The organism is Streptomyces sp. NPDC046977 (assembly GCF_040644455.1).
Classification (GTDB): domain Bacteria; phylum Actinomycetota; class Actinomycetes; order Streptomycetales; family Streptomycetaceae; genus Actinacidiphila.
Window position 1 is genome coordinate 1 of record NZ_JBEYWO010000001.1, and the last position, 23,963, is coordinate 23,963.

General features: G+C 74.7%; 20 protein-coding genes. 8 read left to right on the forward strand and 12 right to left on the reverse strand.

Annotation, left to right across the window (positions count from 1 at the left end; translation table 11 throughout):
- Positions 1–108: 108 nt before the first annotated feature.
- Entirely contained in the window at positions 109–507 is a 399-nt protein-coding gene (locus ABZ883_RS00005) for a VOC family protein (RefSeq protein WP_360898801.1), read from the forward strand.
- Entirely contained in the window at positions 507–1,100 is a 594-nt protein-coding gene (locus ABZ883_RS00010) for a histidine phosphatase family protein (protein WP_360898804.1), read from the forward strand. Before ABZ883_RS00005 ends, ABZ883_RS00010 begins: the two co-directional genes overlap by 1 nt.
- Positions 1,101–1,112: 12 nt before the next feature.
- Here ABZ883_RS00010 and ABZ883_RS00015 read toward each other — a convergent pair whose 3' ends face one another.
- Positions 1,113–1,487 carry a cupin domain-containing protein gene (locus ABZ883_RS00015; protein ID WP_360898807.1) on the reverse strand — a complete coding sequence of 125 codons (375 nt, stop codon included), beginning with the start codon at positions 1,485–1,487 and terminating at the stop codon, positions 1,113–1,115.
- Between the two features lie 89 nt (positions 1,488–1,576).
- On the opposite strand from ABZ883_RS00015, the gene ABZ883_RS00020 reads away from it, so the two are divergent.
- The 3 genes from ABZ883_RS00020 (at position 1,577) to ABZ883_RS00030 (ending at position 5,103) form a co-directional block, all read left to right on the forward strand.
- The gene (locus ABZ883_RS00020) at positions 1,577–2,029 is read left to right on the forward strand and encodes a MarR family transcriptional regulator (RefSeq protein WP_360898810.1); all 453 of its coding nucleotides are present in this window, start codon (positions 1,577–1,579) and stop codon (positions 2,027–2,029) included.
- A gap of 43 nt (positions 2,030–2,072) precedes the next feature.
- Positions 2,073–3,062: a nucleotidyl transferase AbiEii/AbiGii toxin family protein gene (locus tag ABZ883_RS00025; protein ID WP_360898812.1), complete on the forward strand. Its 990-nt coding sequence runs from the start codon at positions 2,073–2,075 to the stop codon at positions 3,060–3,062.
- 103 nt (positions 3,063–3,165) lie between these two features.
- Entirely contained in the window at positions 3,166–5,103 is a 1,938-nt protein-coding gene (locus tag ABZ883_RS00030) for a hypothetical protein (RefSeq protein WP_360900166.1), read from the forward strand.
- Positions 5,104–5,939: 836 nt separating this feature from the next.
- On the opposite strand, the gene ABZ883_RS00035 is transcribed toward ABZ883_RS00030, so the two are convergent.
- The 7 genes from ABZ883_RS00035 to ABZ883_RS00065 all read right to left on the reverse strand — a co-directional run bounded on the left by ABZ883_RS00035 (position 5,940) and on the right by ABZ883_RS00065 (position 17,835).
- Positions 5,940–7,049: a protein phosphatase 2C domain-containing protein gene (locus tag ABZ883_RS00035; protein WP_360898815.1), complete on the reverse strand. Its 1,110-nt coding sequence runs from the start codon at positions 7,047–7,049 to the stop codon at positions 5,940–5,942.
- Positions 7,022–8,008 carry a hypothetical protein gene (locus ABZ883_RS00040; RefSeq protein WP_360898818.1) on the reverse strand — a complete coding sequence of 329 codons (987 nt, stop codon included), beginning with the start codon at positions 8,006–8,008 and terminating at the stop codon, positions 7,022–7,024. Before ABZ883_RS00040 ends, ABZ883_RS00035 begins: the two co-directional genes overlap by 28 nt.
- A 1-nt stretch (position 8,009) precedes the next feature.
- Complete coding sequence (locus ABZ883_RS00045; RefSeq protein ID WP_360898821.1) at positions 8,010–9,389, reverse strand: hypothetical protein; 1,380 nt, start codon at positions 9,387–9,389, stop codon at positions 8,010–8,012.
- Positions 9,390–9,444: 55 nt separating this feature from the next.
- Positions 9,445–12,840: a hypothetical protein gene (locus tag ABZ883_RS00050; RefSeq protein WP_360898824.1), complete on the reverse strand. Its 3,396-nt coding sequence runs from the start codon at positions 12,838–12,840 to the stop codon at positions 9,445–9,447.
- Positions 12,837–15,473, reverse strand: coding sequence for a dynamin family protein (locus ABZ883_RS00055; RefSeq protein ID WP_360898827.1), 2,637 nt, complete (start codon positions 15,471–15,473; stop codon positions 12,837–12,839). Before ABZ883_RS00055 ends, ABZ883_RS00050 begins: the two co-directional genes overlap by 4 nt.
- Before the next feature lie 98 nt (positions 15,474–15,571).
- Positions 15,572–16,126 carry a hypothetical protein gene (locus ABZ883_RS00060; protein WP_360898830.1) on the reverse strand — a complete coding sequence of 185 codons (555 nt, stop codon included), beginning with the start codon at positions 16,124–16,126 and terminating at the stop codon, positions 15,572–15,574.
- The gene (locus ABZ883_RS00065; protein ID WP_360898833.1) at positions 16,123–17,835 is read right to left on the reverse strand and encodes a hypothetical protein; all 1,713 of its coding nucleotides are present in this window, start codon (positions 17,833–17,835) and stop codon (positions 16,123–16,125) included. Before ABZ883_RS00065 ends, ABZ883_RS00060 begins: the two co-directional genes overlap by 4 nt.
- Positions 17,836–18,139: 304 nt before the next feature.
- On the opposite strand from ABZ883_RS00065, the gene ABZ883_RS00070 reads away from it, so the two are divergent.
- A complete protein-coding gene (locus ABZ883_RS00070; protein WP_360898836.1) occupies positions 18,140–18,502 on the forward strand; it encodes a UBP-type zinc finger domain-containing protein in 363 nt (120 codons plus the stop codon).
- Between the two features lie 129 nt (positions 18,503–18,631).
- Here ABZ883_RS00070 and ABZ883_RS00075 read toward each other — a convergent pair whose 3' ends face one another.
- The 4 genes from ABZ883_RS00075 to ABZ883_RS00090 all read right to left on the reverse strand — a co-directional run bounded on the left by ABZ883_RS00075 (position 18,632) and on the right by ABZ883_RS00090 (position 22,056).
- Positions 18,632–19,477 carry a thioesterase family protein gene (locus ABZ883_RS00075; protein WP_360898839.1) on the reverse strand — a complete coding sequence of 282 codons (846 nt, stop codon included), beginning with the start codon at positions 19,475–19,477 and terminating at the stop codon, positions 18,632–18,634.
- On the reverse strand, positions 19,474–20,097 hold the full coding sequence (locus tag ABZ883_RS00080) for a TetR/AcrR family transcriptional regulator (protein ID WP_360898842.1): 624 nt from the start codon (positions 20,095–20,097) through the stop codon (positions 19,474–19,476). Before ABZ883_RS00080 ends, ABZ883_RS00075 begins: the two co-directional genes overlap by 4 nt.
- 56 nt (positions 20,098–20,153) lie before the next feature.
- Positions 20,154–21,005 (reverse strand): formate dehydrogenase accessory sulfurtransferase FdhD, encoded by an 852-nt coding sequence (gene fdhD, locus ABZ883_RS00085; protein ID WP_360898845.1) that lies wholly within the window; start codon positions 21,003–21,005, stop codon positions 20,154–20,156.
- Positions 21,006–21,162: 157 nt separating this feature from the next.
- Positions 21,163–22,056, reverse strand: a complete 894-nt coding sequence (locus tag ABZ883_RS00090; RefSeq protein ID WP_360898848.1) for a hypothetical protein — start codon at positions 22,054–22,056, stop codon at positions 21,163–21,165.
- 126 nt (positions 22,057–22,182) lie between these two features.
- Here ABZ883_RS00090 and ABZ883_RS00095 point away from each other — a divergent pair, with 126 nt between their 5' ends.
- Both ABZ883_RS00095 and ABZ883_RS00100 read left to right on the forward strand, forming a co-directional pair.
- Positions 22,183–23,127: a rhomboid family intramembrane serine protease gene (locus ABZ883_RS00095; protein WP_360898851.1), complete on the forward strand. Its 945-nt coding sequence runs from the start codon at positions 22,183–22,185 to the stop codon at positions 23,125–23,127.
- A gap of 120 nt (positions 23,128–23,247) precedes the next feature.
- Positions 23,248–23,928: a GntR family transcriptional regulator gene (locus ABZ883_RS00100; protein ID WP_360898854.1), complete on the forward strand. Its 681-nt coding sequence runs from the start codon at positions 23,248–23,250 to the stop codon at positions 23,926–23,928.
- Positions 23,929–23,963: the final 35 nt, after the last annotated feature.

Below are 23,963 nucleotides of genomic sequence, written 5' to 3' on the forward strand. Positions count from 1 at the left end.
CGGCGCCCTCGGCGCCGTACGGGCCGGTGACCGAGGCGACCCCGGGGAGCGCCGCGACCTCCTCCAGGGCTCCGGTCAGCCGCTCCTTGACGGGCAGACACTGTCCCCGTGACCTCAGAGGGCTCGGCGGAACGGTTTCTGCACCACATCGGCGTCTTCGCCGCCGACCACGAGGCCAGCCGCGCCTTCTACACGGCCGCGTTGGCGGCCCTCGGCGTGTCCGTCGGCCACGAGGCGGAAGGGGTCGTCGAGTACTGGCACCCGGACCGCGACACTCCGTCACTCTCCCTCGAACGGGCGGACGGGCAGCCCACCCGCGGCGCCCACATCGCCTTCGCCGCGCCCGACCGGGCGGCCGTCGAGGCCTTCCACGCTGCCGCGGTCTCCGCCGGCGGCACCTCGCGCCACGCCCCGCGTCACTGGCCCGAGTACCGCGCGTACTGCGCTTTCGTCAGCGATCCGGACGGCAACAACATCGAAGCCGTCCACAAGGAGGTGGCTTCCTGATGGCCTCGCGCCTCGTGCTCGTGCGGCACGGACAGACCGAGTGGTCCAAGAGCGGCCAGCACACCGGCCGTACCGACATCCCGCTGACCGAGGAGGGGCGCGAGGCCGCGCGGCTGCTCGGCAAGCGCCTCGCCCGCGCCCCCTGGCACGACTTCCCGGGCGCCCGGGTCCGCACCAGCCCGCTCCAGCGCGCCCGCGAGACCTGCGAGCTGGCCGGTTTCGGCGACCGCGCGGAGACCTGGGACGCGCTGCGGGAATGGGACTACGGGGAGTACGAGGGCCGCACCTCGCCGGAGATCCGCGAGGAGCGGCCGGGCTGGGTGATCTGGCGGGACGGCGTCGTGGGCGGCGAGACCTCCTGGCAGGTCGCCAACCGCGCCGACGAGGTCGTGGCCTGGGCCAAGTCCGAGGACAGCGACGCCGTGGTCTTCGCGCACGGCCACTTCCTGCGCACCCTCGCCGCTCGCTGGCTGCGCCTGGACCCGATGCGGGGCATGGTGCTGAGCCTGGCGCCCGCGTCCCTCTCCGTCCTCGGCTGGGAGTACGGCGACCCCGCGATCACCCTGTGGAACGACACCGCGCACCTGCAGTGAGGCCCGGCCGCCTCAGCGCGCCCACGGCGGGCTGAGGCGCGAGCCGTCGGCAAGGGACGCCTCCAGCCCGGTGCTGGTGGTCACCCACAGCACGGCGGGTTCGTCCGCCGGATTCTCCAGGAGCAGGGAGCATCCGGCGGGCGCGATGGCCACGTCGCCGGGGGAGAGGTCGTGGCGCTCGCCGTCCAGGGAGAGCCGGGGCGTGCCGCCGAGCACGAGGAAGACCTGCTCCCGGCTGATGACGTGCGCGGGTCCGGCGGTGCGCGGCGGCACCTCACCGCGCCAGGCGCAGAGCTCCCGGCTGCCGGTGGCGGTCGCGGCGTACGAGACGAAGCGGACGCCGTGCAGGTCGTGCACAAGGGCGTCGGAGGCACGGACGACGGGCATGGTGGACTCCTGTCGATATAGGCAAGCAGCTTGCGCAAGTGACTTGCTCATATGTTCAAGCTGCTTGCGCACTGTGTCAAGGTGATTCCATGAACGACGAGGAGGCCCTGGCCACGGCCCTGGGCGTCAACCTGCTCGCGGCGGCGGGCGCGCTGACCGCCGCAATCCACGAAGGCGTCGTCGCCCGCGGCTACACCGACCTGCGCCCCGCCCACGGCTTCGCCTTCGCCCGCATGGCCGCGGGCGGCGCCACCGTCACCGAACTCGCCGCGCATCTCGGCGTGACCCGCCAGGCCGCCGGTCAGCTCGTCGACGAACTCGTCGCCAAGGGCTACGCCGAACGCCGCCCGCACCCCGACGACGCACGCGCCCGGCTCGTCGTCCTCACCGGCCGGGGCCACGACTGCACCCGCGCCGCCGAGGCCGCCGCCGCCGACGCCGTCCGCCCGTGGACCGGCATCCTCGGCCGCGACCGCCTGCGCGCCCTCGCCGAGGACCTGCACCGCGTCGCCCCGAACGGCCCGGTCCGGCCCACGTGGTAGCCGCGCGGCGGACGGCACGCCGCACCGGCGGGGAGCCCGGCCGGTGAACGCCCGCGAGGAACGCGACCCCGCGGCCGCCGTGCACCGGGCCGTACTCGACCATCTGCTCGGCCTGGTCGCCCGGTCCCCGCTCGGCGACCTGCTCGTGCTGCGCGGCAGTATGGTCATGCCCGCCTGGGTCGGCGCCGCCGCCCGCGAGCCGGCCGACCTCGACTGGATCGTGCCGCCCTCCTTGGCCGTGCCGGTCGATCCGCTCCACCCCCACCCGTACGTCGACGAGTTGGCGATCGTCCAGCAGTGGCCCGAGGCGGCCGACGGCGCCGCCGGCCCCGAGATGTGGGCGGACGAGGAGTTCGGTACGGGCGGACTGCTAGTCCGCGTCCCGCCCGAAGGGCTGCGCTGGATCACCGATCCGGAACCCGACCCCTCCGACGGCCCGCCCGGCGAACTGCTGGAACTGGTGCGGCGGCGCCCCGAAGCCGCCCCCGGCGTGCGGCTCGACGCGAACGGCGCCCGCCACGACGGCAACTGGACGTACACGGACTACGACACGCCCGGCGTGCGCCTGGTCATCCCCTGGCACGCCGACGGACTGCCCCCGGGCGAGGTGCGCCTCGACTTCGCCCGCGACGAACGGATGCCCGAGGCCCCGGTGCTGACCGCCGTGCCGCGCGGCGACGGCGGCGCCCCGGCGGTGGTGCGCACCGCGAGCCGCGAACTCTCCCTCGCCTGGAAGCTGTTGTGGCTCCAGGCCGACGCCGCGGCGGAGGGCCGCGCGCAGGGCAAGGACCTCTACGACGCGGTCCTCCTCGCCGAAACGCCCGGCATCGCCCTCTCCCCGCGCCTGCTGCGCCAAGTGACGCGCCGGGAGCCGGGCCACCCCGCCGCGGAGCCGCGTCTCGTGCGGGTCGCGCCGCACTCCGTCGACTGGGACGCCTTCCGCGCCGCCCACCCCCGGGTCGGCGGCACCGCCGCGCAGTGGCTGGACCGCCTGGGACGGGCCCTGGACGCCATGCCGGACGGGGACGGCTGACACCCCTCCCATCGCCCGGACGGGGCCTACGCTGTCCCCGGGGCCGTCACCAACGGAACGAAGGGCCGGGACCACCGTGGCAGCAGCACCCGGGACCGACCCGGTGTACCTCACCTACCAGCGCGGCGCCCTCCACGATCTGCCGGACGCGCCGGAGGCCTACGACACCGTGCTCGCGCGCGTCGCCGAGGAGGCGCTGGAGCGCGTCACCGAGGACGGCAACCTGGAACGCCCCGGCTGCGTGCTCGACGTCGGCGACACCTCACTGGGCGTCACCTCGCTGCTGGCGCTCGCCTTCCGGCGCTCCGGCGGCGCCCTGGAGCACCTCGCCGAGCCGGTCCGGCGAAGCCTCGCGTTCCACCTGCGCGAACGCGTCTACGTGCACGACAACCCGGGCTACCCCAACCTGCGGGTCCGCGACTCCGGTGTGCCGTACGCCCGTTACTCCCTCGGCGACGGCGAGCACCCCCTCGGGGACTGGCCCAGCACCGTGTGGGCGCTGCTCCAGGCCGTCAACATCCTGGACGCCGCCGACGGGCTGCTCGGCGCCGCCCAGCGCGCCGCCCTCACCGAACTGGCCCGCGGCTACTGGCGCCGGCTCACCGAGATCACCTTCTTCAATCCCCAGGACGCCACCAACCAGGCCATCGGCTGCGTCGTCGCCGGCCTCATGCTCGCCCGCCACCTGCCCGCGGCGCCCGGTGCGGCCGTACGCGCCACCGCCATGGAGCTGTACGAACGACAGGTGCGCGCCCGCCGCCTTCCCGACCGGGGCGCGCTGCTGCCCGCGGAGCACGGCGGCGCGTACGACAACAACTACGGCCCGATCTCGCTTTCCTTCCTCGCGCAGGCCCACCGCGTCAGCGGCGAGGAGGTCTTCGCCACGGACGGCGACGAGATCGCCCGCTACATCGACGCCCGCCTCTCCTCCGGCGGCTACGACGTCGGCGGCCCCCGCTACAGCGAGCAGCACTGCGGCTTCGAAGCCGTCCTGGGCCTGCGGTACTTCAGCCGCCGTGTCCACGCCGACCTCGGCCGCTACCTCGGTGACACCCGCTGGGCGCGGCACGCCGCCGGACCCGACGGCGCGCTCGACGGGCACTTCGCCTTCATGCTGGTCTGGCAGACCCAGGACCCGCCGGGCTGGCACCGCGCCCCGCGCGAGGGCGCCGTGCGGCACCAGTTGCGCCGCGACGGCGTCAGCGTCTCCTTCGACGACCGCCTCACGCCGGCCGTCGTCGAGGCGGGACGCACGGTGCTGCTGCCCGCGGCCGTGAGCCGTCAGCACGGCATCGGCCCCGCCGAGGACGGCTTCCTGCTCACCCGGCCGTTCGGCCGGGTCCGCGTACGGGACGCGGCCGCCGCGCCCGGCCTCACGGCGAAACTGGTCACCAAGCCCGTGGTCACCAGGGTCGGGGACCTGGTCCACACCCGGTCCCTGTACGTCACCGACGGCGGGCGCCTGTGGCTCGTCGTCGCCGTCGACCGCCGCCCCGGCGCGCCCTACCTGCTGGCCGGCCTCCCGTACGCCACCGCGCACGGCGACCGCCTCGCCAAACTCCGGCACGCCGCGGGCGTGGACTTCGCGGTGAAGGGCCTGCGGCACACCACCGACGGCGCGCTCGTCCTCGGCGGCATGGCGGTCGTCGGGGCGGCCGGACTCCGGCTCACCACACCGGACTTCCCCGGCACGGACGGCACCGCGTACTTCAACAGCCCCACCACGATCGGCCTCACCCAGGAGCAGGCCGCCTTCCGCCTCGCCGCCGACCCCCGCGGCTTCGGCAACCCCGACGAGGGCTGGCGCCACATCACCGCGACCACCGCGCTCGAGGCCCCCGCCGTACCGCAGGGCCCGGACGGCCTCCACCTGTTCGCCGTCCGCTACGGTCCGGCCGCCACGGCCGCGGAACCGTTCGAGCCGTCCTTCGATGTGGAGGGGGCCGATCTCGTCGTGCGGGCGGAGGAGTTCACGGCCGTCGTCGGTCCGCCGTCGGGCGACCACGCGGGCGAGCCGACGCTGCGGTTGCGGGGCCGCTGAGGCGGCGCTGCCGACAGGGTCCGGGCGTCCCGCACGTGTTCGCCGTCCGCTGCGGTCCGGCCGTGGAACCGATCGCCCTGCGGGCGGGGGAGTCCACGGCTGTTGCCGTGCCGACGGCAGGTCGGTCCCGGGCCGTCATGCGGTTCCCCGAGGCACACCGGTGTCCGGTGGATGTCGGCGCGGGCCCTCCGCGGGGCCCGGACGGCCTCCACCTGTCAACCGTCCGCTCCGCTCCGGCCGTCACGGCGGCCGTGGAGCCGTGGGCCGCGTTCCTCGGTTTGGTGGGGGGAGGGTCCCGGCTGTTGGCGGGCCGCCGTCGAGGGATGACGCGGGCGAGCCGGCGTTGCGTCTGCGCGGCCGTCGACGCGCCGTTGCCGGGTCGTCAGGGGGCTTCCCCGCCGGCACACCGGTGTCTCTTCGCCCCAGCGGTCCGGGCCTGCGGCCACCGCGCCGCCAGGGGCGGCGGCCGACGTTGCGCTTGCGAGGCCGTTGACGCGGTGCTGCCGGGTTGCCAAGGCTTCCCCGCGGGCGCACCGGCGACCGGCAAGGTACGGGGGCGGCCTGCGCGTGTTCGCCGTCCGCTGCGGTCCGGCGCGCACGGCCGATGTCGTGCTGCGGGTGGGGGGAGTACACGGCCGTCCGGCGCGGGTCGAGAGCCGGGGCCCGCCAAGGGCTTCCTTCGGGCACACCGGCGTCCGGCAGGGTCCGGGCGGCCTGCACCTGTTCGCTGTCCGCTGCGGTCCGGCGGTCGCGGCCGGTGAGGCGTGGCGGGCGGGGGAGTTCACGGCCGTTCGGACGCAGGCCGAGAGCGCGTGGCCGTCGGGGGCCATCCGCCGTCAGGCGGTCTCCCACAGGCACACCAGTGTGCGGTCGGTGTCGGCGGCGGCCGTGCGGAACGCGGACTGCTGGAGGAATCCCAGGAGGTCGGGGGAGCCCACGGTCCAGGCGTCGGCGAGGTGCTTGGCGACGTCGGGGCGGCGGATCAGTTCCGCGGTGGCGCCCGTGCACAGCACCAGCACGTCGCCCGGGCGGGTGTGCACGGACCGGTGGCGCAGTTCGCACCCCGCGGGCAGGGCCCGGCCCGGCGACCAGGCGGTCGACTCGGAGAGTTCCAGCACCGGGTGCCAGGCGCCGTCGCGCAGCAGGAACGCCACGCCGGTGCCGGTGCCGAGGACGAGATGGCGGCGGACGGGGGTCTCGCCGAGCGGGGAGAGCACCGCCAGGACGTCCGCCGACACGTCCCTGGTGTCCGCCTGGTGCCGGTGGCCGAGCCGTTCGAGGCTGTTGGCCGTGCCGCGGAGTGCCGTGCGCAGCAGGTCGGTCACCGTCTCCGGCGACGCGTCGTCCGCCAGGGCGGTGTCCAGCGGCTTGGCGAAGGCGTCGAGTTGGGTGCCGAGCGACTCGCAGAGCAGCTCGGCCGCGGTGCGCGACCACAGGCCCAGCGGGTTGCCCGCGGCGACCGCCGACAGCAGTGTGGGACGGGGGAACTCCGGGAGCGTGCGGGTCAGGAAGGCGTCGCGCCGGAACCTCTGGTCGGCGCGGTGGCGCCCGCCCCGCAGCGAGCCGCCGCGTACGTGGAGCGGCCCGAGGTCGGCGCCGTCGACGACGGTGTCGTGGACGCCGTCCCGGCCCAGCGCGAGGGCACCGGGCACGGCGAGCGGGAAGGGCCCCGGGCCGAACTCCGGGGCGGGACCGACCCGTACGACCCGCTCCGGGCCGGGGACCTCGACGCGGACGATCCGCTCGGGGCCCGGTATCTCGACCTTGACCATGCGTTCCGGGCCCGGGACCTGGACGACGCGTTCGGGGCCGGGGACCTCGACGCGGACGATCCGCTCGGCCACCTCCGCGGGGCCCGCGCCGGGACGGCGGCGTCGCACCGCCCACAGCAGCAGCGCGTTGCCGGCGAGGGAGACGCTCAGGACGACGTAGACGAGGGTTTCCACCGTGGTTCCTCCTGGAGTGCGCGGAGCGCGAGGGCGGTGAGCGGGGCGCAGGACGCGGCGAGGAAGCGGGCGCGCAACTCGGCCGCGTAGGAAGGGTCGAGCAGGCGTACGGGGTCCGGCGCGTTCGCGGCCCGGTCCGGTCCCGCCGCGCGGGCGAACCCCTGCCGGGCCGAGCGCAGGGCGGCGGCGTAGCGCCGCGCGGAGAGCCTGGCCACGGTGCCGCCGGCCGTGGCGGTCCACGGTCCCAGGACCCGGTCGGCGAGCTCGGTCAGGCCCGCGGCGGTCTGCTCGCGCCCGGTGCCGGCGGCCGCGGCGTACCCGGGCAGTACCGGCACCACGGTGAGGGGCGCGGCCGCCTCGCCGAGCACGCGCCGGACCGCCGCGGCCGACCATTCGCGCAGGCGCGGCCGCGCGCCCACCCCGAGCGTGTCCGCGCCCAGGACCAGCACCGCCGTACGGTCCGCGCCCACGGCGGCCACCGCCGTCGGGAGGACGTGGCGCAGGGCCCGGAGCCGGGCCCCGAGCCGTGTGCCGGACGCCGCACCGCGCGCGGCCGGTTCCAGTTCCCCGTACTCCACCGCCACCAGCGCGCCGTGCGCCTGCCGTACGACGCGCTCGGCCGCGCGGTCCTCCCTGTCCGGCGCCGCGGGTCCGACCGCGGCGTCCAGCAGTTCGTGGCGGACGAGCGGTCCGGGTCCTTCCCGGCCGCCCGCGGTCGCCGCGTCGAGAGCGGCGCCCAGCACCGCGCGGAACCCGGCGGGCAGCGGTGCCGCGCGCACCAGGGCGATCCGGTGGGCCACCGCGTCCGCGGAGGCCGGATCGCGTCCGACGTCCCCGGCGAGCGCCGGTCTGAGGCCGGCCCGCTCCCCGGTCGGGGTGGCGCCGAGGACCCGGGCCACGTCGGCGGCCCAGGACGGCGGCGGGGGTTCCGGCAGGTGCCGGGGCGGCGGCGCGGGCACGTCAGCCGTGCCCGCGCGGGGTCCAGATCACCCGTCCCGGCCGCAGCACGGCCTCGCCCTGACGGGTGATCACGTACGGCAGCCGGACCCACCACAGGACCTCGGCGGTGTCGCCCCGCCCGTACACCGTGATCGAGTCCTGGACGAGGCTGTCCAGGTTCTCCTTGGTCTGGTAGTTGGCGAAGCCGCCGCGCTGCTCGGCACCTTCGCCCTTCAACAGGATCCCCACCTGTTCGACGGCCTCGCGCCGCCGCCTCTCCCACCAGCTGTCACGAGGCGGGACAGGGTCCGGCACGATCTGCGCGAGGATCTCGTCGAGCTGGATCAGGGTCGCCACATGGGCCTCCCGGTCGGGGCCCGCGGCGCGGCTCGACGACTGCCGGCGCAGCGTGCGCAGGCACCGGTGCAGATGGGTCTTCCAGCCGGCGACCCGCAACCGGTCGAGGTGCCGGACCCCTTGGTCCCCCGCCGGCTGGTCGATGAGCGCCAGGCCGCCGCATCCGGAGCGCGTGCTCTCGTCGACGACGGCGACGAGCTGCACCGCGCCGGCGACCAGCCGGCCCAGCGCCGCGGCCTCGCCGGGGTTCTCCGTGTGCGGCGGCGACGCGTCCTGCGGATCGCCGGAGGGCGCCAGCAGGCCGACCAGTTCGCGCCACAGCGACGGCAGGCCGTCGTCCGCCGCCTGCCGGGTGCCCGGGATGCCGACCGCCTCCAGCACGTCGTCCCAGCCGGGCAGCAGCGCGTCCCCCGGGGAGCGGGCGCCGAGCACCTTCTCCAGGTCCAGCAGGGGCGAGGCGTCGTCGTGGGGGTTCACCCGCAGCGTGTCCAGGCGCAGTCCCCGCGCCAGCGCCTCCGGCGTGCCGGGGGTGCGGAGGCGCTCCTTCGCCACCTTCGTCTGGAGGCCCGGGAGCTCCGGGTGGAACCGGGCGGGACGCCCCTTCCCCCCGGGGGTCTCGGGCCACCAGGTCTCGGTCAGCCTCCGCAGCTCGGCCTCGTGGCCGTCCGGCGGGGAGGCCGCCGCGGTGCGGGAGGCGGTCCGTGCCGGTGGCCGCCGCGGTGCCGGGTCCTGGGGTGTCGCCGCCGCCGGGGTCTTCGCCACCGCCGGCGCGGGCGGTGGTTCCCCGGGCCCGGTCGCCCTGCGGTGCTGGAACGCCAGCACCGCCAGCTGCAGGTCGTCCAGGTGCCGGACGAGCGTCATCAGGGCGATGCGGCGGGCGTGTTCCGCCGGGTCCGTGCCCCCGCAGAGCGCGTGCAGGCTCGTGGTGGCGCTGTGCAGCCACGTCAGCGCGTTCTTCTCGTCCTCCTCGTGCTCCAGCGCGGTCAGGGCGCCCGCGAGGCCCTCGGCCGCCCGGCGTACGGCTTCTGCGGTGTCGTCCGGCATACGGACCGCCTTCCTTGGCTCGGCCGCGCGTGCGGCGTCCGCTCGCGACAGCGGTTCAGTGCTCGCCACTGAAGGGGTTCCAGTCGGGGTACAGGCTCTCCAGGTCCTGGCGCATCGGCGCGGTGTAGACCGCCCCGGGGTGCTCCTGCATCGCGCGGATGGTCTTGAACGTCAGGTACGGGGGCCGGCCGCCGTGGACCCGCAGCCGCCCGCGGCTGTCGAGGCCGAGGAAGTGCTCGGTGCCGGACCGGCGGCCCGCCGGGACGGGCACGTTGCCGAGCGTGTGGGCCCGCCCGTCCCCGTCCACCACCTCGATCACGTACTCGCCGGAGCCGGCGAGCGGCGCGAACGGGACCAGCAGCCCCGGCAGCGCCTCGGCCGAGGCGGCCGGGTCGTGGTCGGTGTGGAAGGTCTCGGGCAGCCGCTCCGCGAGCGGCGCGCCGTCGTCCTGCCAGGGCCGGACGAGCTCGACGGACTCGGTCCGCTCGCCCTGCCGGTTGACCCCGTGCAGCCGGACGGTGCCGAGCAGCGCGGTGAGGTGGCCGTCGACGTCGAAGGCCGCGTGCCGCGTGCCGCCGAGACCGGTGCCCCGGCCGTCCGCCGGGCCGACCACGAGGTGCGCCCGGCGGCCGTGGCAGAAGTGGATGCAGGGTTCGAGGCGTTCGTCGATCTCCAGTTGCATGCGGATGCCGGGCTTGACGCCCTCCGACAGCCGGCCCCACCACAGGTCCTCGTCCAGCTGGACGTCCTCGGCCAGCGCGGTGCGCAGCACCGAGAAGGAGCCCCAGCTCATGCTGACCCGCCCGTTGAGCGGCCGGTGCAGGTCGAGCACCCGGCTCGGGGCGCGCCAGTCCGAGCGCACGGCGAGCCGTTCGCCCGCGAGCGACTGGTACGGGGTGCCGACCGTGAAGACCTTCTCCAGGTCGTTGTTGGCGTCCACGAGGCTGAAGTCGCACGGCAGGGTCGGGCAGATGTCGCCCACCACGATGTCCACCGAACTCGTCCGCGGCGCCCCGCCGGTCCCCTCGGCCCATTGGTGCCTGGCGGCACGGCTGCGGGCGTGCGCCCAGGCCGCGCCGATCGAGGTGGCCTGCTTGGCGAACGGCGCCTCCACCTCGATGGCGGCCGGATTGCGGAACAGCGGCTTGTCGTCGGGGAGACTGCGCGGCGCGATCTCGTCGGCGACGGACTCCCGGGCGACCGGCATGGAGGTGCTGCGCCCGGAGAGGATGATGCGGTCCAGCGTGAGGGAGTCGTCGAGCGCGAAACGGCTCTGGACGAGCTCCACCGCGATGGTGGCCGCCTCCCGGAAGACGGGCCCGGCGAGCCGGTCGAAGTGCGCCTTGCCCAGGGTCAGCACCTCCGGGTCCTCGATCTGCTCGACCAGGTCCAGGACATCGGGGCCCGAGCCGTCGCCGGTCAGCCCGGAGAGCCACTTGATGACGTCGGGGCGCAGCGCGCGCCAGGAGTCGGCGCCCTCCCTGCCCAGGTGGATCTTGGCGTCCTCCGCCGCCGACCACAGGGCGTGGAAGACCGGATTCTCCCGGGTGTCGCCCCGCTCCCACCCGGTCGGCAGCACATTGGCCAGCGCCGACCTGACGGTCTCCGGGGCGAGTTTCTTGGGCAGTTCGGAGCCGGAGAGATGGGAGAGCACGGCCGTGGCCAGGCTCGGCGGGCCGCCCGCGGAGCCGGTCAGCAGCGACTCGGGGATCAGGTCCAGCAACTGCCGGTAGGTCTCGGATCCCTGGGCGCCGCCCGCCTCCTGGGCCTCGTACGCCTGCCGCACCAGACGGTCGATGAGTGTGGCCTTGAGCAGGTAGTACACCCTCAGGGTGAGGTAGTCGCCGCCGAGGTCGGGGTGGCCGGTGGAGCCCAGCACCTCCGGGCGCAGCTCGTAGCGGCGTCCGCGCGTCCTGGCCTCCTCGTCGGTCAACTCACCGCTGTAGTCGGTGAGGGTGAGGCCGAGCAGGGCGATGTCGGTGGTGCCGCCGCCGATGTCGACGACGAGCATGGTCTGCTGCCAGGTCGGCCACGCCGCCCCGGGCACCGGACGGGCCGCGGCGCGCAGCGCCTCCACGCCGGAACCGGTGTTCCCGGAGAAGTCCCGCAGCACGAAGAACAGTCCGGCGGCGACCCCTTCGTCGTAGCCGACGTAGACCTGGCTCAGGCCGGCCTTCGACTGCAGCAGGTTCTCCAGCCTCCGCTGCACGTCCGGCGCCGTGGTCGTCGGATAGGTGACGACGATCTCGGTGAGGTGCCGGGCCTCCTGGGTCTGCGGGTGCCGGGTCCTGGTCTCGGCGGCCTCGATCAGCCGGACGAAGGCCAGGGCGACCAGGTCGTCGGAGTGGTGGGCCACTCCGTCGCCGAGCCGCGGCACGGGGACCTGCGCCGGGCGCCGCAGCATCCGCTTGAGTCCGCGCAGCGACCCGGAGTGCTGGTCGGAAAGGTGCAGGGCGCCGTTCCTGACGTTCAGCGCGCTGGGCACCTCGTAAGTGTCGGTGGTCTCCCCGAAGTTGATCCGCTCCAGGCCGAGCCGCTTCAGGGGCGGCACGCGGAAGGCCCGGTTGTAGGCCCGGAACAGGCGGGGCACCAGCCAGTCGCCGTGGTCCGCGGTGCGGGCCAGCCGTTCCAGTTCCTGGGCCGTGCGCTCGATCAGCCGGCGGTCGGGGCCCTCACCGCCGACGGTGAGCAGATCGACCAGGTGGGCGCAGGTGCGTTCGTCCTGCGGCCGGTCGGACAGGACCACCGCCGCGATCTCGTCCGCCGACTTCGGCCAGTCGGGCGGTGTCCTGTGCGGGGCGGCGGTCACGGGGGCCGGGCGGGCGTCCGGGCGCAGCGTGGCGGCGAGTTCGACCGCGAGGGCGCGGCCCTGGTCGGGGTCGATCCGCCAGGTCGTGTTCTCCTCGCCGTTGTAGAGCGTCGCCGTCGAACTGGTGTTGCCGAAGTCCACCGCGGCGAAGTGCACGAAGACCGGACGGTCCCCCACGTGCCGCGGGATGCCGTCCAGCAGGGGTGCCGCGGCGGGCGGCCCGTCCTCGGTGCTGAAGGTCAGCTCCACGGAGGCGAAGTCCTCGCCGGGAGCGCTCTTCTCATCACGGAACGCCAGCTTCCAGCTGACGGTGACCCGTATGTCGCCCGGGGGCGTGCCGGCCGGACGCACCACCTCCGCGGGGATGCTGAAGGCCGGGATCACCACCTGACGCCCGTAGACCGGGTGCTTGCCCGTGAAGGCCCCGCAGACCCAGTTGTTCTCCAGCCACTGGCGCAACGGCACGGGCCCGCCGCCGGTCTGCACCACCGTCAGGTCCTGCGGGTAGCCCAGCATGGCGTTGACCGAGTCCAGCGCCACCGCGGGCAGGGGGTAGCGGCCCTCCTGCTCGACGCTGGTGAACGCCTGGTCGATGCCGTTGAGACCGGGCACCGGTTCGAACGTGATCTGCAGGATGCTCACTTCTGCGCCTCCCAACGGCGCAGGACGGCACGGAGCGACTGCCGGGCGCCGTGGTCCTGCTCCTCGTCCTTCGCGCCGCCCCGGGCGGCCGCGCTGATCATCTGTGCCACCTGGAGCGAGTCGGGCACGGCCTTCGCGTTCTCCTGGACCATGCCGATCATCTGGGCCAGCGCCGCCGCGAGCATGTCCGCGAACGCCGCCGCCGTCTGCTCGTACACCGAAGCGACCAGCCGGTCGCGGAACAGGGCGACGGCGTACTGGCTGCTCTCCGCGTTCCGCCGCTCGGGGGAGGGGTCGTCCCGGTACTCGTGGCTCCACGGCAGGACGTGGTCCTGGAGCTGCGGGAAACCGCCGACGGGTGCCTCGGTCCGCGCCTCGGCCCGCTTCCGGGCGCCGCGTTCGGCGGCCGAGGCGAGCGCCGAGGTACGGGCCAGCACCTTCAACTGGGTCACCCGGAACGACGGGGTCGTGGCCCGGTCCGGCAGCTCGGCGAACAGGCTCTCCAGCCGTACGGCGGTCTCCTCCTCGGCGAGCCACGCGACCGACTCGCCGAACGCCTCGTCCTGTTCCGCGGCCCATGCCGCCGCCCACAGCGTCAGCTGCTCGAACGCGTCGTCGTACAGCGAGCGCACGGTCTTCTCGTACTGCTCGTGGAAGGCGGCGGTGGTGTCCGCCTGGCGCTCTTGGGTGCGGCCCCTGAGGTTGTCCAGGAACTCGTGCCGTTCCTCCTCCGGCAGGGCGTAGACCCATTCCGGGACGTCCTCCGGGTCCGTCCTGGGGGCCTTGGCGACCACGCCGTCCTGGAGGGTCGCGTACAGCTCGCCCCACAGCGGCCAGGTGAAGACCTGGGCGACCGCGCGCTCCTCCAGCCGGGCCAGCACCGAAGCGCCGCCGTCCCGCCGGGCCTTGGCCGGGTTGCGCAGCTCGTGCAGGCCGGTCATCAGCCGTTCCGCCGCGGTGCGCAACTGCTCGAACCGCTGGATGATCCGGGCGTGTTCCGGGCTGCCCGCGGCCACGCCCCGCGCGCCGGCCCGCACGTCCACGGTGCGCCAGGCCCGGTGGGTGCGCAGGAACTGCTCCTTGATGGTCTGCCGCTTGAGCCGGGCCCCGTGCTCCTCGATGTGGCGCGCCAGCAGCCCGCGCAGCGCGAGCAGCCCGCCGTCACGGGCGTACTCGCCCAGCTGGTCCACCCAGTGGTGGCCGGGATCTGCGGCGGCGATGCGCCCGGCGAGCCGCCCCCACGCCAGGCGCTTCCTGCCGAGGGCGGCGATCTCCTCCTCGCTGGGCGAGGCCAGGTCCCGCAGGGTGCAGTCGAGTCCGGTGCCCTCGGTGGTCAGCGCGGTGAACACGGAGAACGGCTGCATCCGGTCGCGCCGCTGGAACAGCAGCTTGGCCGCGTCGGTGCGCAGGGAGTACAGGTCGTCGGAGTGCTCGGTGACGGTCTCACCCGTCGCGGCGACGCCGTCGGGCAGCTCCGGGACGTCCGCGCAGTCCCACTTGTTGAAGGCGACGAGGATGGAGTCGCGCAGCGCCGCCTGGTCGGGCCGCTGGGTCTCCATCATCCCGTAGAAGCTCGCGGCCAGGTCGGAGCCCATGAGGTCGCCGCGTGCCACCACCAGGATGGTCTCGACGTTCTTCAGCTGCGACTGGCACAGGTAGTCGTCCCGCCGGCCGGCCGCACCCAGGCCGGGGAAGTCCAGCAGCACCGCCCCGCCGTCGCCGGACTCGACGGGCGCCCAGGTGCCGGGGCGGACGGCGACGTCGAGGTTGATCCTGCGGATGAGGGGCGGGACGAGCCTGCGCCGGTCGGCCTCGTGCCGGCCCTCGGGGTCCGGCCGCAGAAGGCGGGCCAGCACCGCGGCGTCCAGCCGTTCCCGTGCGGGGGAGCGGCCGGGATAGGGGGCCCCGGGTGTCCCGGGGCGTCCCATGTCGGCCAGTTTCAGCGCCTCCTGGGCCGGCAGGGTGTGGGTGGTGCCGAACAGCGAAGGCTCGGTGCTCAGCACGGCGTCGCTCAGCGCGTGCAGTTCCCTGACGTGGCCGCGTATCTGCTCGTTGTCCTCCGGACCGGCCCACAGCGCGCCGCGGGCCCATGCGTCGAACCGCTGCCAGGTGCGCGGATCCCGCCAGGCGGGCAGCTCGGACGGGTTCGCGGACGCGGGGGTCCCGGAGCCGGCGAGGGCCGCGAGGAACTCCTGCAGGGGACGGCGGTCGACGGCGGGCTTGGACCGCTTGAGGTCGTCCGCCAGCTTCTCGGCCATGTGCGTCAGGCAGGCCGCGAGTTCGGCCGGGCCGAGCAGTTCCACGGTGGCGTCGGGGCCCAGCGCCGTGGGGACGCCGTCCGGGCCGGGACGCAGCCGCAGCGCGGTGACCTGCGCCGTGGCGGCGCGGCGCGCGACCGGCAGGAGGTCGGGCTTGCCCAGGATCGCGCCGACCACACTGGACTTGCCGGCGGTGAACTCACCCACCACACCGATCGTCACCGGGGTGGTGGCCACGGCCTCCAACTCGTTCGTGTGCTGTCCGGCGTCGGCGAAGTCGTCCACGGCGTCGTCGGGGATGTCCGGCCAGTCCTCGACGGCCTGACGGACCTCCCGGACGAATCGCAGCGCCTGTGCGGGGTCGTCCCATGTCACCTGCGTTCTCCTCAACGGTCGTGCTCGGCGCCGGTGTCCCGCGCGAGGGGTCCGGCGGTGGCTGGTGGGCGGGGGAGGCGCCGGCTCCGGGCCGGCGCTCAGGCGTTGTAGAAGAAGACCTCCATGCGCAGGGCACCGGAGCCGCCGCTCAGGTCGATGTAGCCGCGGTAGAAGGCGGCGTCGCGGGGGAGCAGCCGGTGGTGGCCCCGCAGTATCGCCTCGGCCGCCGCGTCGGCGTAGCGGGAGCTGCGGTCGGAGTCGGCCGCGCATCCGGCGCACCCGCCGTCCGAGCCCCAGACGAAGATCATCGCGCCGCGCCGTTTCTCGCCGGCCAGAACCCGGTCCACCTCCTTGTTGATCCGGCGCCGCGCCGCCTCCCGGGCGCTGCCGGAGCCGCGCAGGTCGTCCGCCACGTCCTGGCTGACGAGCAGTTTCAGGCGCTTGCTGACCGGGTCCATGCCGATCCTGGGCGCCGCAGCGGACGGCGTGGTGGACGGTGTGGCCGAGGGCGCGGCGGAGGCCCGCGCGGCCGGTGCGGGTGCCGCGTCCTGGACGGTGTGGACGGTCTGGCCGCCCAGCACGATCAGCACGAGGACGAGCAGCAGGTCGGCGAAGAGCCAGCCGGCCAGGTGCGTCACCCCGGGGCCTCTCATGCCGCGCCGTCCGTTCCGTCGTCCCGCGCCGCGTGGCCGGGGGAGCGGCGCAGCAGCACCGTGCCGCCCCGCAGGGGCGGTTGACCGCCGTCGGGGACCAGGGAGTCGTCCGACGGCTGCCGGTCCGCGGGCGCGGCGTCGGCGGGAGATCGCCGCAGCGCGTCCGCCGGGTGGCCGGGCGCGGGCACCTCGGCGCCCACGTCGCCGTCCGGCACCCGGTCGCGGACGGTGTCGCCGTCCGGCACCCGGAGGGCGCCGACCGTGCCGTCGAGCCGGCCGACCGCCTCGGTCAGGGCGGCCAGGGCGCTCTCCACGCCGCCGCCGGCCTCGTGGAACCGTCTGCTGAGTTCCACCGCCGCGGTGGCGATGGCGAGTTCATAGGTGCGGGCGATGCGGTCGGCGCCCTCGCCGAGCGTGTACTCCAGCCACTCCGACAGCCCGCCCCCGGCCGCGCCGAGCCGGCTGCTGGAGCGGTCGAGCGCGGCCGCGGCGACCCGTACTTCGTCCAGCAGCCGGGTGAGCGAGGCGCCCGCCTGGGCCGAGGCGTTGCCGACCAGCTGCCGGCCCTGCTGCGCGGTCACTTCGAGCGCCTTCTCGACCTGGCCCCCGATGTCCGCCATGCGCTGCGTGGCCGCGTCGGACAGGACGGCGACCGTGCGGACCGCCTCGTCGCCCAGCGTCGCGACACGCTGCGCCGAGGTCTCCGACGCCCGCCGGATGTCGTCGGCCGTCGCGCCCGCCGCCGCGGCCAGTTCCGTGCGCGCCCGTTCGATGTCCTCCGTGACCAGCCGGCCCATCGCCTCGGCGGCCACGGTGGTGCGTTCGGTCGTGGCGGCCATGCGGTCGCCCGAACGGTCCAGCCGCGCCGCGGCGACGTCGAGCGCGCCGGCCGCCGAGGAGAGCTTCTCGATGTCCTGCTGTGCGGTGCGCAGCAGCGCGACCGTGGTGTCGGTGACCTTGCGGCTCTCGGCGTGGGTGCGGTTCGCCGCCTCCAGCAGGGTGGTGAGCCGGGCGGCGGCGCCGCTCAGCTCGGCGGCGAACCGGGCGGGTGTCTCCAAGCGCACTGGCAGCAGGTGGAGTTGGGTTTCCGTGAGCAGCGGCAGCAGCCGGTCGGCGGCTTCCCGTACAGCCGCCTCCGCGGTTTCCTCCTGGCCGCGGCGCAGCAGGCCGGAGGCGAGGGTCACCACGACGAGGAGGCCGAGGGACGCCAGTGTCCACCACACCTGCGCGCCGAAGGTGAAGGCCCCGCTGAGATGGCCCGCGAAGCCGTCCTGCCACAGGTCGAGGAAGGTGCGGCCGTCGGCGATGCGCCGTCCTTCGCCGGTGGCACGCAGTTCCTGGTAGGCGTGGGTCGCCCGGCTCAGCCCGTACCAGGTGACCACCAGGGGCAGGAAGACCAGCAGGGAGGGGAGCAGGCCCAGGACGGAACGCACCCGCGCCTCGCCCGCCGACGGACCCGGCACGCGGTACGTGTCGGGGCGGCCGAACAGCGTGAGCAGATCGAGCTGGGCCCAGGTTTCGGCGTCCGCCTCCAGCACGGGCCCGGGGTCGCCGCTCCGCCTGCCCCCTCTCGGGGGTGTCCGGCCCGCCTGCCGGTCGACGGCGGCGGCGAGGCCCAGCAGCCCGGACCGGTGGACGGCCAGGGCGGGCAGCGCGGCCGCGGCCCGCAGTCGGTCGCCGAGATTTTCCGGCAGCGTGGTGTGACGCACAGTATTGTCCCCCCGTCAACGAGGCCGGTTTGTGCCCTTTGGTGCCTCGCTGAGAGGACAAGTGTGAAGGCGACGTGGAGGACAAGGCAAGGCATAGACCGAAAAAGCCCTTGAATGCCATGAGTTGCCTGTTTGCCAGGACAGTTCCCCCGGCCCGGTGGTGGCAGCGGGTCCGGCGGGGATGCCACCGGGCCCCCGCGTCGCCCGCGCCGCCGGCGGGCCTGCCGCTTCGAGCGGTGCGGGAGCGGCGGGATGGCTAGCATGCGGGGAGGACATGATCGCGCGCGAAGGAGGCGGGTCCACCATGGCGGACGACCGTACGATCCCGGGCATCGACCCCACGGCCAAGCCGAGCGGCGAGGGCTGCGCCGACTGCGGCGCGGGCCAGGGGCCGGGCTGGTGGCTGCATCTGCGGCGCTGCGCCGAGTGCGGGCGGATCGGCTGCTGCGACTCCTCGCCCTCCCAGCACGCCACGCGGCACGCCCGGGAGGCGGGACACCCGTTCATCACCAGCTTCGAGCCCGGTGAGGACTGGTTCTGGAACGTCGACACGGAGGAGTACTACGAGGGGCCCGCCCTGCCCCCGCCGACCTCCCGCCCGGAGTCCCAGCCCTCCCCGGGCCCGCACGGCAGGGTGCCCGAGGACTGGCGTCAGCAACTGCACTGACGCGGTGCCCCCGGCGCGGGCGCGTCAGGGCGCGGTAGCTGGGGTGGGGGCACGTCCGGGCGGTAGCTGGGGTGGGGGCACCTCCGGGCGGTAGCTGGGTGGGGGCACCTCCCAGCGGTAGCTGGGGGCCTATGCGTCCTCCGGCAGCCGCACCCGCGCCAGTTGCCGCGACTGCGCCACGAGACGGCCGGCCGAGTCCCAGACCTCGGCGTCCTCCTCCATGTAGCCGTCGGCGAAGTTGCGCGTGGAGTGCTTGAGCCGCAGCCAGCCCGGCGCGGGGCGGGCCCGGACGTGGGCGGTCAGTTCCAGGGTGGGGGCCCAGCCGCCGACGCCCAGGTCGAAGCTGGCCGGGGGGAGTGTGTCGACGGCCAGCAGCAGCATCAGCGGATCCGGCTCACGTCCGTCGGGCAGCCGCAGCCAGCCCTGGATCAGACCGCGTCCGGAGGGGGCCCCGACCGCCCAGCCGACGGTGTCCGGGTCCAGCCGCAGCTCGATGCGGTCCAGCATGGGCGCGATCTTCAGGAAGTCGGGCGGCGCCAGGTCGGTACCGGCGCACCGCTCCGGCGGCGGCATCTGCGGGGGCGTGGCGGAGGTCCGTACGTCACCCGCGTGGTCGTGGCCGTCCAGGTCGCCGTAGGTGGCGATGGCGCGCAGCCGCTCCTGGCCGTCCTGCACGACCGACGCCGTCCCGGTGGAGACGGTGCGGCCGCGGCGCAGCGTCTCGGTGCGGACGGTGACCGGGCCGGGGCGCGAGGCCGACAGGTAGTACGCGCTGATCGAGAACGGGTCGCGGTGCCCGCGGTCGTCCCCGCCGAGTTCGGCGGCGAGCGCCCGCCCGGCCAGGGCCAGCAGCAGGCCGCCGTTGATGCCCATGCCGATCCGCCAGCCTTCGTGGAGCTCGCCGTCCCGGAGCGAGGGGTCGTCCGGGCGGGGGGTCAGGGCGGTCTCGCGGTCGAAGCCGTAGGTCTCGGTCATCGTCGGCGTTCCTTGAGGTCGTACGAGGTGAACAGGGCGTCCAGCGCCGCGTCTGCGGACGGCGCGCCGGTCGCCAGGGCAAGGGAGCCCCACAGCCAGAGTTGCACCAGGCCGTGCAGTCCCGACCACAGGGCCCCGGTGAGCGCGCGGGAGTCGGCCTCGGGGTGCCAGCCGTCCGCCTGGGCGGCGCGTACGAGCACGAGCAGCCGGTCGTCGAAGGCCGACAGGCTCACCCGGCTCAGTTCCTTGTCCTGGGGGTCGAGCAGGTCGTGCCGGAACATCAGCGCGAACATGGCGGGCCGCTCCAGTGCGTAGGCCACGTACCCGCGGGCGCCGGCCCGCAGCCGCGCCGTCGCCGAGGCCCCTTCGGGGCAGTCCCGCACCGCGGCCTCCGCCGAGGCGTTGAGCTCCCGGAACCCGGCCGTCGCCACGGCCGACAGGAGTGCCGCGCGGTGCGGGAAGTGCTTGAGCGGGGCGCCGTGCGACACCTCGGCCCTGCGGGCGATGGCCCGCAGGGTCAGCCCCTCGACGCCGTCCTCGTCGAGGACGGCGAGCGCGGCGCCGAGCAGCCGGGCGCGGGGGTCGGTGGCCGTGGCGGGCATGGCGGGCACAGCGGGCATGGTGGACAGTGTCCACCGCGTGGTAGACGCTGTCTACCCCCGGCGGACCGGCGGAATCAGCCCCGGCCGGCCACCGGCGCGGGCAGGGCGATCCGCTCCTCGCCCGCGTAGACGTTCATGGAGGTGCCGCGGAGGAAGCCGACGAGGGTGAGGCCCGACTCGGCGGCCAGGTCGACGGCGAGGGAGGACGGGGCGGAGACGGCGGCCAGGACGGGGATGCCGGCCATGACCGCCTTCTGGGCGAGCTCGAAGGAGGCGCGGCCGGAGACCATCAGGATCTTCCCGGCGAGCGGGAGCAGGCCCTGCTGGAGCGCCCGTCCCACGATCTTGTCGACGGCGTTGTGGCGGCCGACGTCCTCGCGGACGTCGAGCAGTTCGCCGTCGGCCGTGAAGAGCGCGGCGGCATGCAGTCCGCCGGTCCGGTCGAAGACCTGCTGGGCCGCGCGCAGCCGGTCGGGGAGGGCGGACAGCAGGGCCGGTTCCAGTCGCAGGGGGGAGGCGTCGGCGATGGGCCAGCGCGCGGTGGTGCGGACCGCGTCGAGGCTGGCCTTGCCGCACAGGCCGCAGGAGGACGTCGTGTAGACGTTCCGCTCCAGGGTGATGTCGGGGACGGGGACGCCGGGCGCGAGCCGCACGTCGACGATGTTGTACGTGTTCGACCCGTCGACGGTCGCGCCCGCGCAGTAGACGATGTTCGCGAGTTCCTCGGCGCTGCCGAGCACGCCCTCGCTGACGAGGAATCCGGCGGCCAGGGCGAAGTCGTCGCCCGGTGTGCGCATCGTGATGGCGAGCGGCTTGCCGTTCAGCCGTATCTCCAGCGGCTCCTCGGCGACCAGGGTGTCCGCCCGGTGGTCGATGGCGCCGTCCCTGATCCGCAGTACGCGGCGCCGTTCGGTGACCCGTCCCATGTCGATCAGTCCCGGTTCTGTCCGTGCGGGCGGCCGGTTCGGCCCTTGGTACAGAGGTTGCCACGCGCGGGCGCGGTGGCGCGCGCCGCAGGTGCTCGTAGATTGTCTACAACATTCAGCGAGGTGGTCAAGTGCCGCGTGCGCGGGGGCGCGGGGGTCAGAACACGTCCACGACGCTGCCGACGGTCAGGTAGAGGGCGCCGGCGAGCAGGGCGAGGGTGAGCAGGCCCAGCGCGGTGATGCCGGTCAGCCGGGCGTACCAGCCGGTGCCGGAGACCACGTCGGGGTGGTCCGGGTCGTACGTGATCTCCACGCGCCGCGCGTCCCCCTCGACCTTGCGGCCGGAGCCCCGGTAGTCGTGCACGACTCCTTTGAGGTCGGTGAAGCGGTAGACCGTCACCGCCGACTGCTCGCTGTCCGCGGGCTCCTCCTTGCGGTCGAACACGGCGACCACCGTGATGCCGCGCCGACGCAGGGCCAAGCCCTTGTCCAGTTCCGAGACGAACCCGTACAACGCGCCGCCGCCGATCAGAAAAGGCAGGAAACCGAGGCCCCAGCGGAGCGCCTGTCCTCCCTCGCCGTCGACGAGCAGCCAGATCAGACCCGTCAGCCAGCCCAGCGCCAGGAGCAGGAGCACGATCCCCCCGGCGGCCTCGCCCGCGGTCGCCTCCTCGGCGGGCTTCGCGTCGCCGCGGGCGGGACGGGACTTGGTGGAGGTCACCTCCACCAGGGCCGTGCCGTCCTCCCGGGGTTCGTGGGCGTCGCGCGGCGGGACCGCGGCGTTGACGGCCGCGGCGAACGCCGTCACGGCACGGGAGTTGTGGTGCGTGACGGAGTGCACGGTCGCGGGCCCGCCCGCGGTGGTGAGGACGATCTCCGCGGTGCTGCCCTGCGGACCGGCCGCACGGACCTCCTCGATCGCGGCGACCGGGATGCGGCGCCGCTCGTGCCCTTCGCTCACGTGCACGTCGTCCCCGTCGAAGCGGGCGGTCACACCGCCCCCTCGCAGGACCAACTCCGGCTGCTCGGCGGCGGATACGTCGCTCGTCACGGGATCACTGTATTGGCCGGTCGCGGAGCGCGGAACAGCCTCGCGGCCATGGTTTGACGCGCGGTACCGCAACTGGGTACAACCGTGCGAATCCGCTGCGCCGTACGCCGACAGGGGCTGTCAATCGTGAGCACCACGGACGCCGATCAGGGGACCCAGCCCCCGGTCACCACCTGCTACCGCCACACCAACCGCGAGTCGCACGTCCGCTGCACGCGCTGCGACCGCTTCATCTGCCCGGACTGCATGCGTGAGGCGTCCGTCGGCCACCAGTGCCCGGAGTGCGTCCGCGAGGGCAACCGCGGTGTCCGCGAGGCCCGTACGGCCTTCGGCGGCAGGATCGCGACCTCGGACGTGCCCACGGTGACGTACGCGCTGATCGCGCTGAACGTCGCCCTGTACGTGGCCGAGTTGATGCGCCCGGACATCGTCGTCCGGCTGGACGCCCTCGGGTCGGGCCTGCTCGGTCCCGACGGGAACAGCTACGTCCACCGCGGCGGGCCGGTCCCCCCGGGCTTCCGGGAGATCGGCGTCGCGCACGGCGAGTGGTACCGGCTGATCACCTCGTCCTTCCTCCATCTCGCCCCGACCGAGGGGCACTTCGGGATCACCCACATCCTGTTCAACATGGCCGCGCTCTGGAACATCGGCCGGGTCGTCGAGGGCCAGCTCGGACGCGTCCGCTACCTGGGGCTCTACCTGCTCGCCGCCCTCGGCGGCGGTGTCGCCACGTACGTGCTCGCCCCGTACACGCCCGCGCTCGGGGCCTCCGGGGCCGTCTTCGGGCTGGGCGCCGCGTACTGGGTCCTGAGCCGGCGGCTGCGCTACGACCCCCTCGGCGGCAACCAGCTGATCGTGATGCTGCTGGTGTGGATGGTGATCTCGGCGGCCATCACGTCCTGGCAGGGCCATCTCGGCGGCCTGCTCACGGGCGGCCTGTTCGGCCTGGTCATCGCCTGTGCCCCCGCCCGTCACCGGACCCTCGTCCAAGTGGTGGGCGCGGTCGCTACGCTGGCCGTGCTGGTGGCGCTGGTGATGGTCAAGACCGCCCAACTCACCGGCGCCGCATAGGGGAAGGCCCGCGTCCCAGGTGTGAAGAGGGTCACGCGCCGGGGCGGTGTCCTCAGCGGGTCCCACCCCCGGTAGACTGTAGACGAAAGCCAATCATCCCCGGAAAGGTTGGGGGCCGAGATGCTGTCCACTGGGCTGTCACAGGGATCCGTGCCCAAACTGGAGCGTCCAGGACCCCTGCGCGAGCGGGTGTACGAGGCACTGCTCGAACTCATCATCACCCGGGCGCTGAGCCCTGGCCAGCATCTGGTGGAGACCGAACTCGCCGGCCACCTCGGGGTGTCCCGCCAGCCCGTGCGCGAGGCCCTGCAGCGGCTGAACACCGAGGGGTGGGTGGATCTGCGCCCGGCCCAGGGTGCGTTCGTCCACGAGCCCACCGAGGAGGAGGCCGACCAGCTGCTCGTCGTCCGCGCGCTGCTGGAGACCGAGGCCGCGCGCCTGGCCGCCGCCAACGCCGGCACCGAGGGCCTGGAGCGGCTGGACGAGCTGTGCAGGACGGGCGAGGCCGCGGTCGCGGCGGACGACGTCGACGCCGTCGTCGCGGCGAACGCCGCCCTGCACGCCTACGTGATGGAGCTGGCCGGCAACGCGGTCCTCGCCGAACTCTCCCGGCAGGTCGACCGGCGGGTGCGCTGGTACTACACCCCGGTCGCCCGGCAGCGCGGCATGCAGTCCTGGATCGAGCACCGCGAGCTGATCGACGCCATCGCCGCGCGCGACGCCGCGCGGGCGAGCGAGGTCATGCGCGGCCACACCGAGCAGACCCGCACCTCCTACCACCACCGCGCCGACAAGGACTGAGCGCGGCGCCCCGCGGGACCGGAACGGCCCGCGGG

Excerpts from the sequence above, each read along its gene's own strand:
- ABZ883_RS00010 (WP_360898804.1), top strand. The coding sequence starts at position 507 with ATGGCCTCGCGCCTCGTGCTCGTGCGGCACGGACAGACCGAGTGGTCC.
- ABZ883_RS00015 (WP_360898807.1), bottom strand. The coding sequence starts at position 1,487 with ATGCCCGTCGTCCGTGCCTCCGACGCCCTTGTGCACGACCTGCACGGC.
- ABZ883_RS00020 (WP_360898810.1), top strand. The coding sequence starts at position 1,577 with ATGAACGACGAGGAGGCCCTGGCCACGGCCCTGGGCGTCAACCTGCTC.
- ABZ883_RS00045 (WP_360898821.1), bottom strand. The coding sequence starts at position 9,389 with ATGCCGGACGACACCGCAGAAGCCGTACGCCGGGCGGCCGAGGGCCTC.
- ABZ883_RS00060 (WP_360898830.1), bottom strand. The coding sequence starts at position 16,126 with ATGAGAGGCCCCGGGGTGACGCACCTGGCCGGCTGGCTCTTCGCCGAC.
- ABZ883_RS00070 (WP_360898836.1), top strand. The coding sequence starts at position 18,140 with ATGGCGGACGACCGTACGATCCCGGGCATCGACCCCACGGCCAAGCCG.
- ABZ883_RS00075 (WP_360898839.1), bottom strand. The coding sequence starts at position 19,477 with ATGACCGAGACCTACGGCTTCGACCGCGAGACCGCCCTGACCCCCCGC.
- ABZ883_RS00080 (WP_360898842.1), bottom strand. The coding sequence starts at position 20,097 with ATGCCCGCTGTGCCCGCCATGCCCGCCACGGCCACCGACCCCCGCGCC.
- fdhD (WP_360898845.1), bottom strand. The coding sequence starts at position 21,005 with ATGGGACGGGTCACCGAACGGCGCCGCGTACTGCGGATCAGGGACGGC.
- ABZ883_RS00100 (WP_360898854.1), top strand. The coding sequence starts at position 23,248 with ATGCTGTCCACTGGGCTGTCACAGGGATCCGTGCCCAAACTGGAGCGT.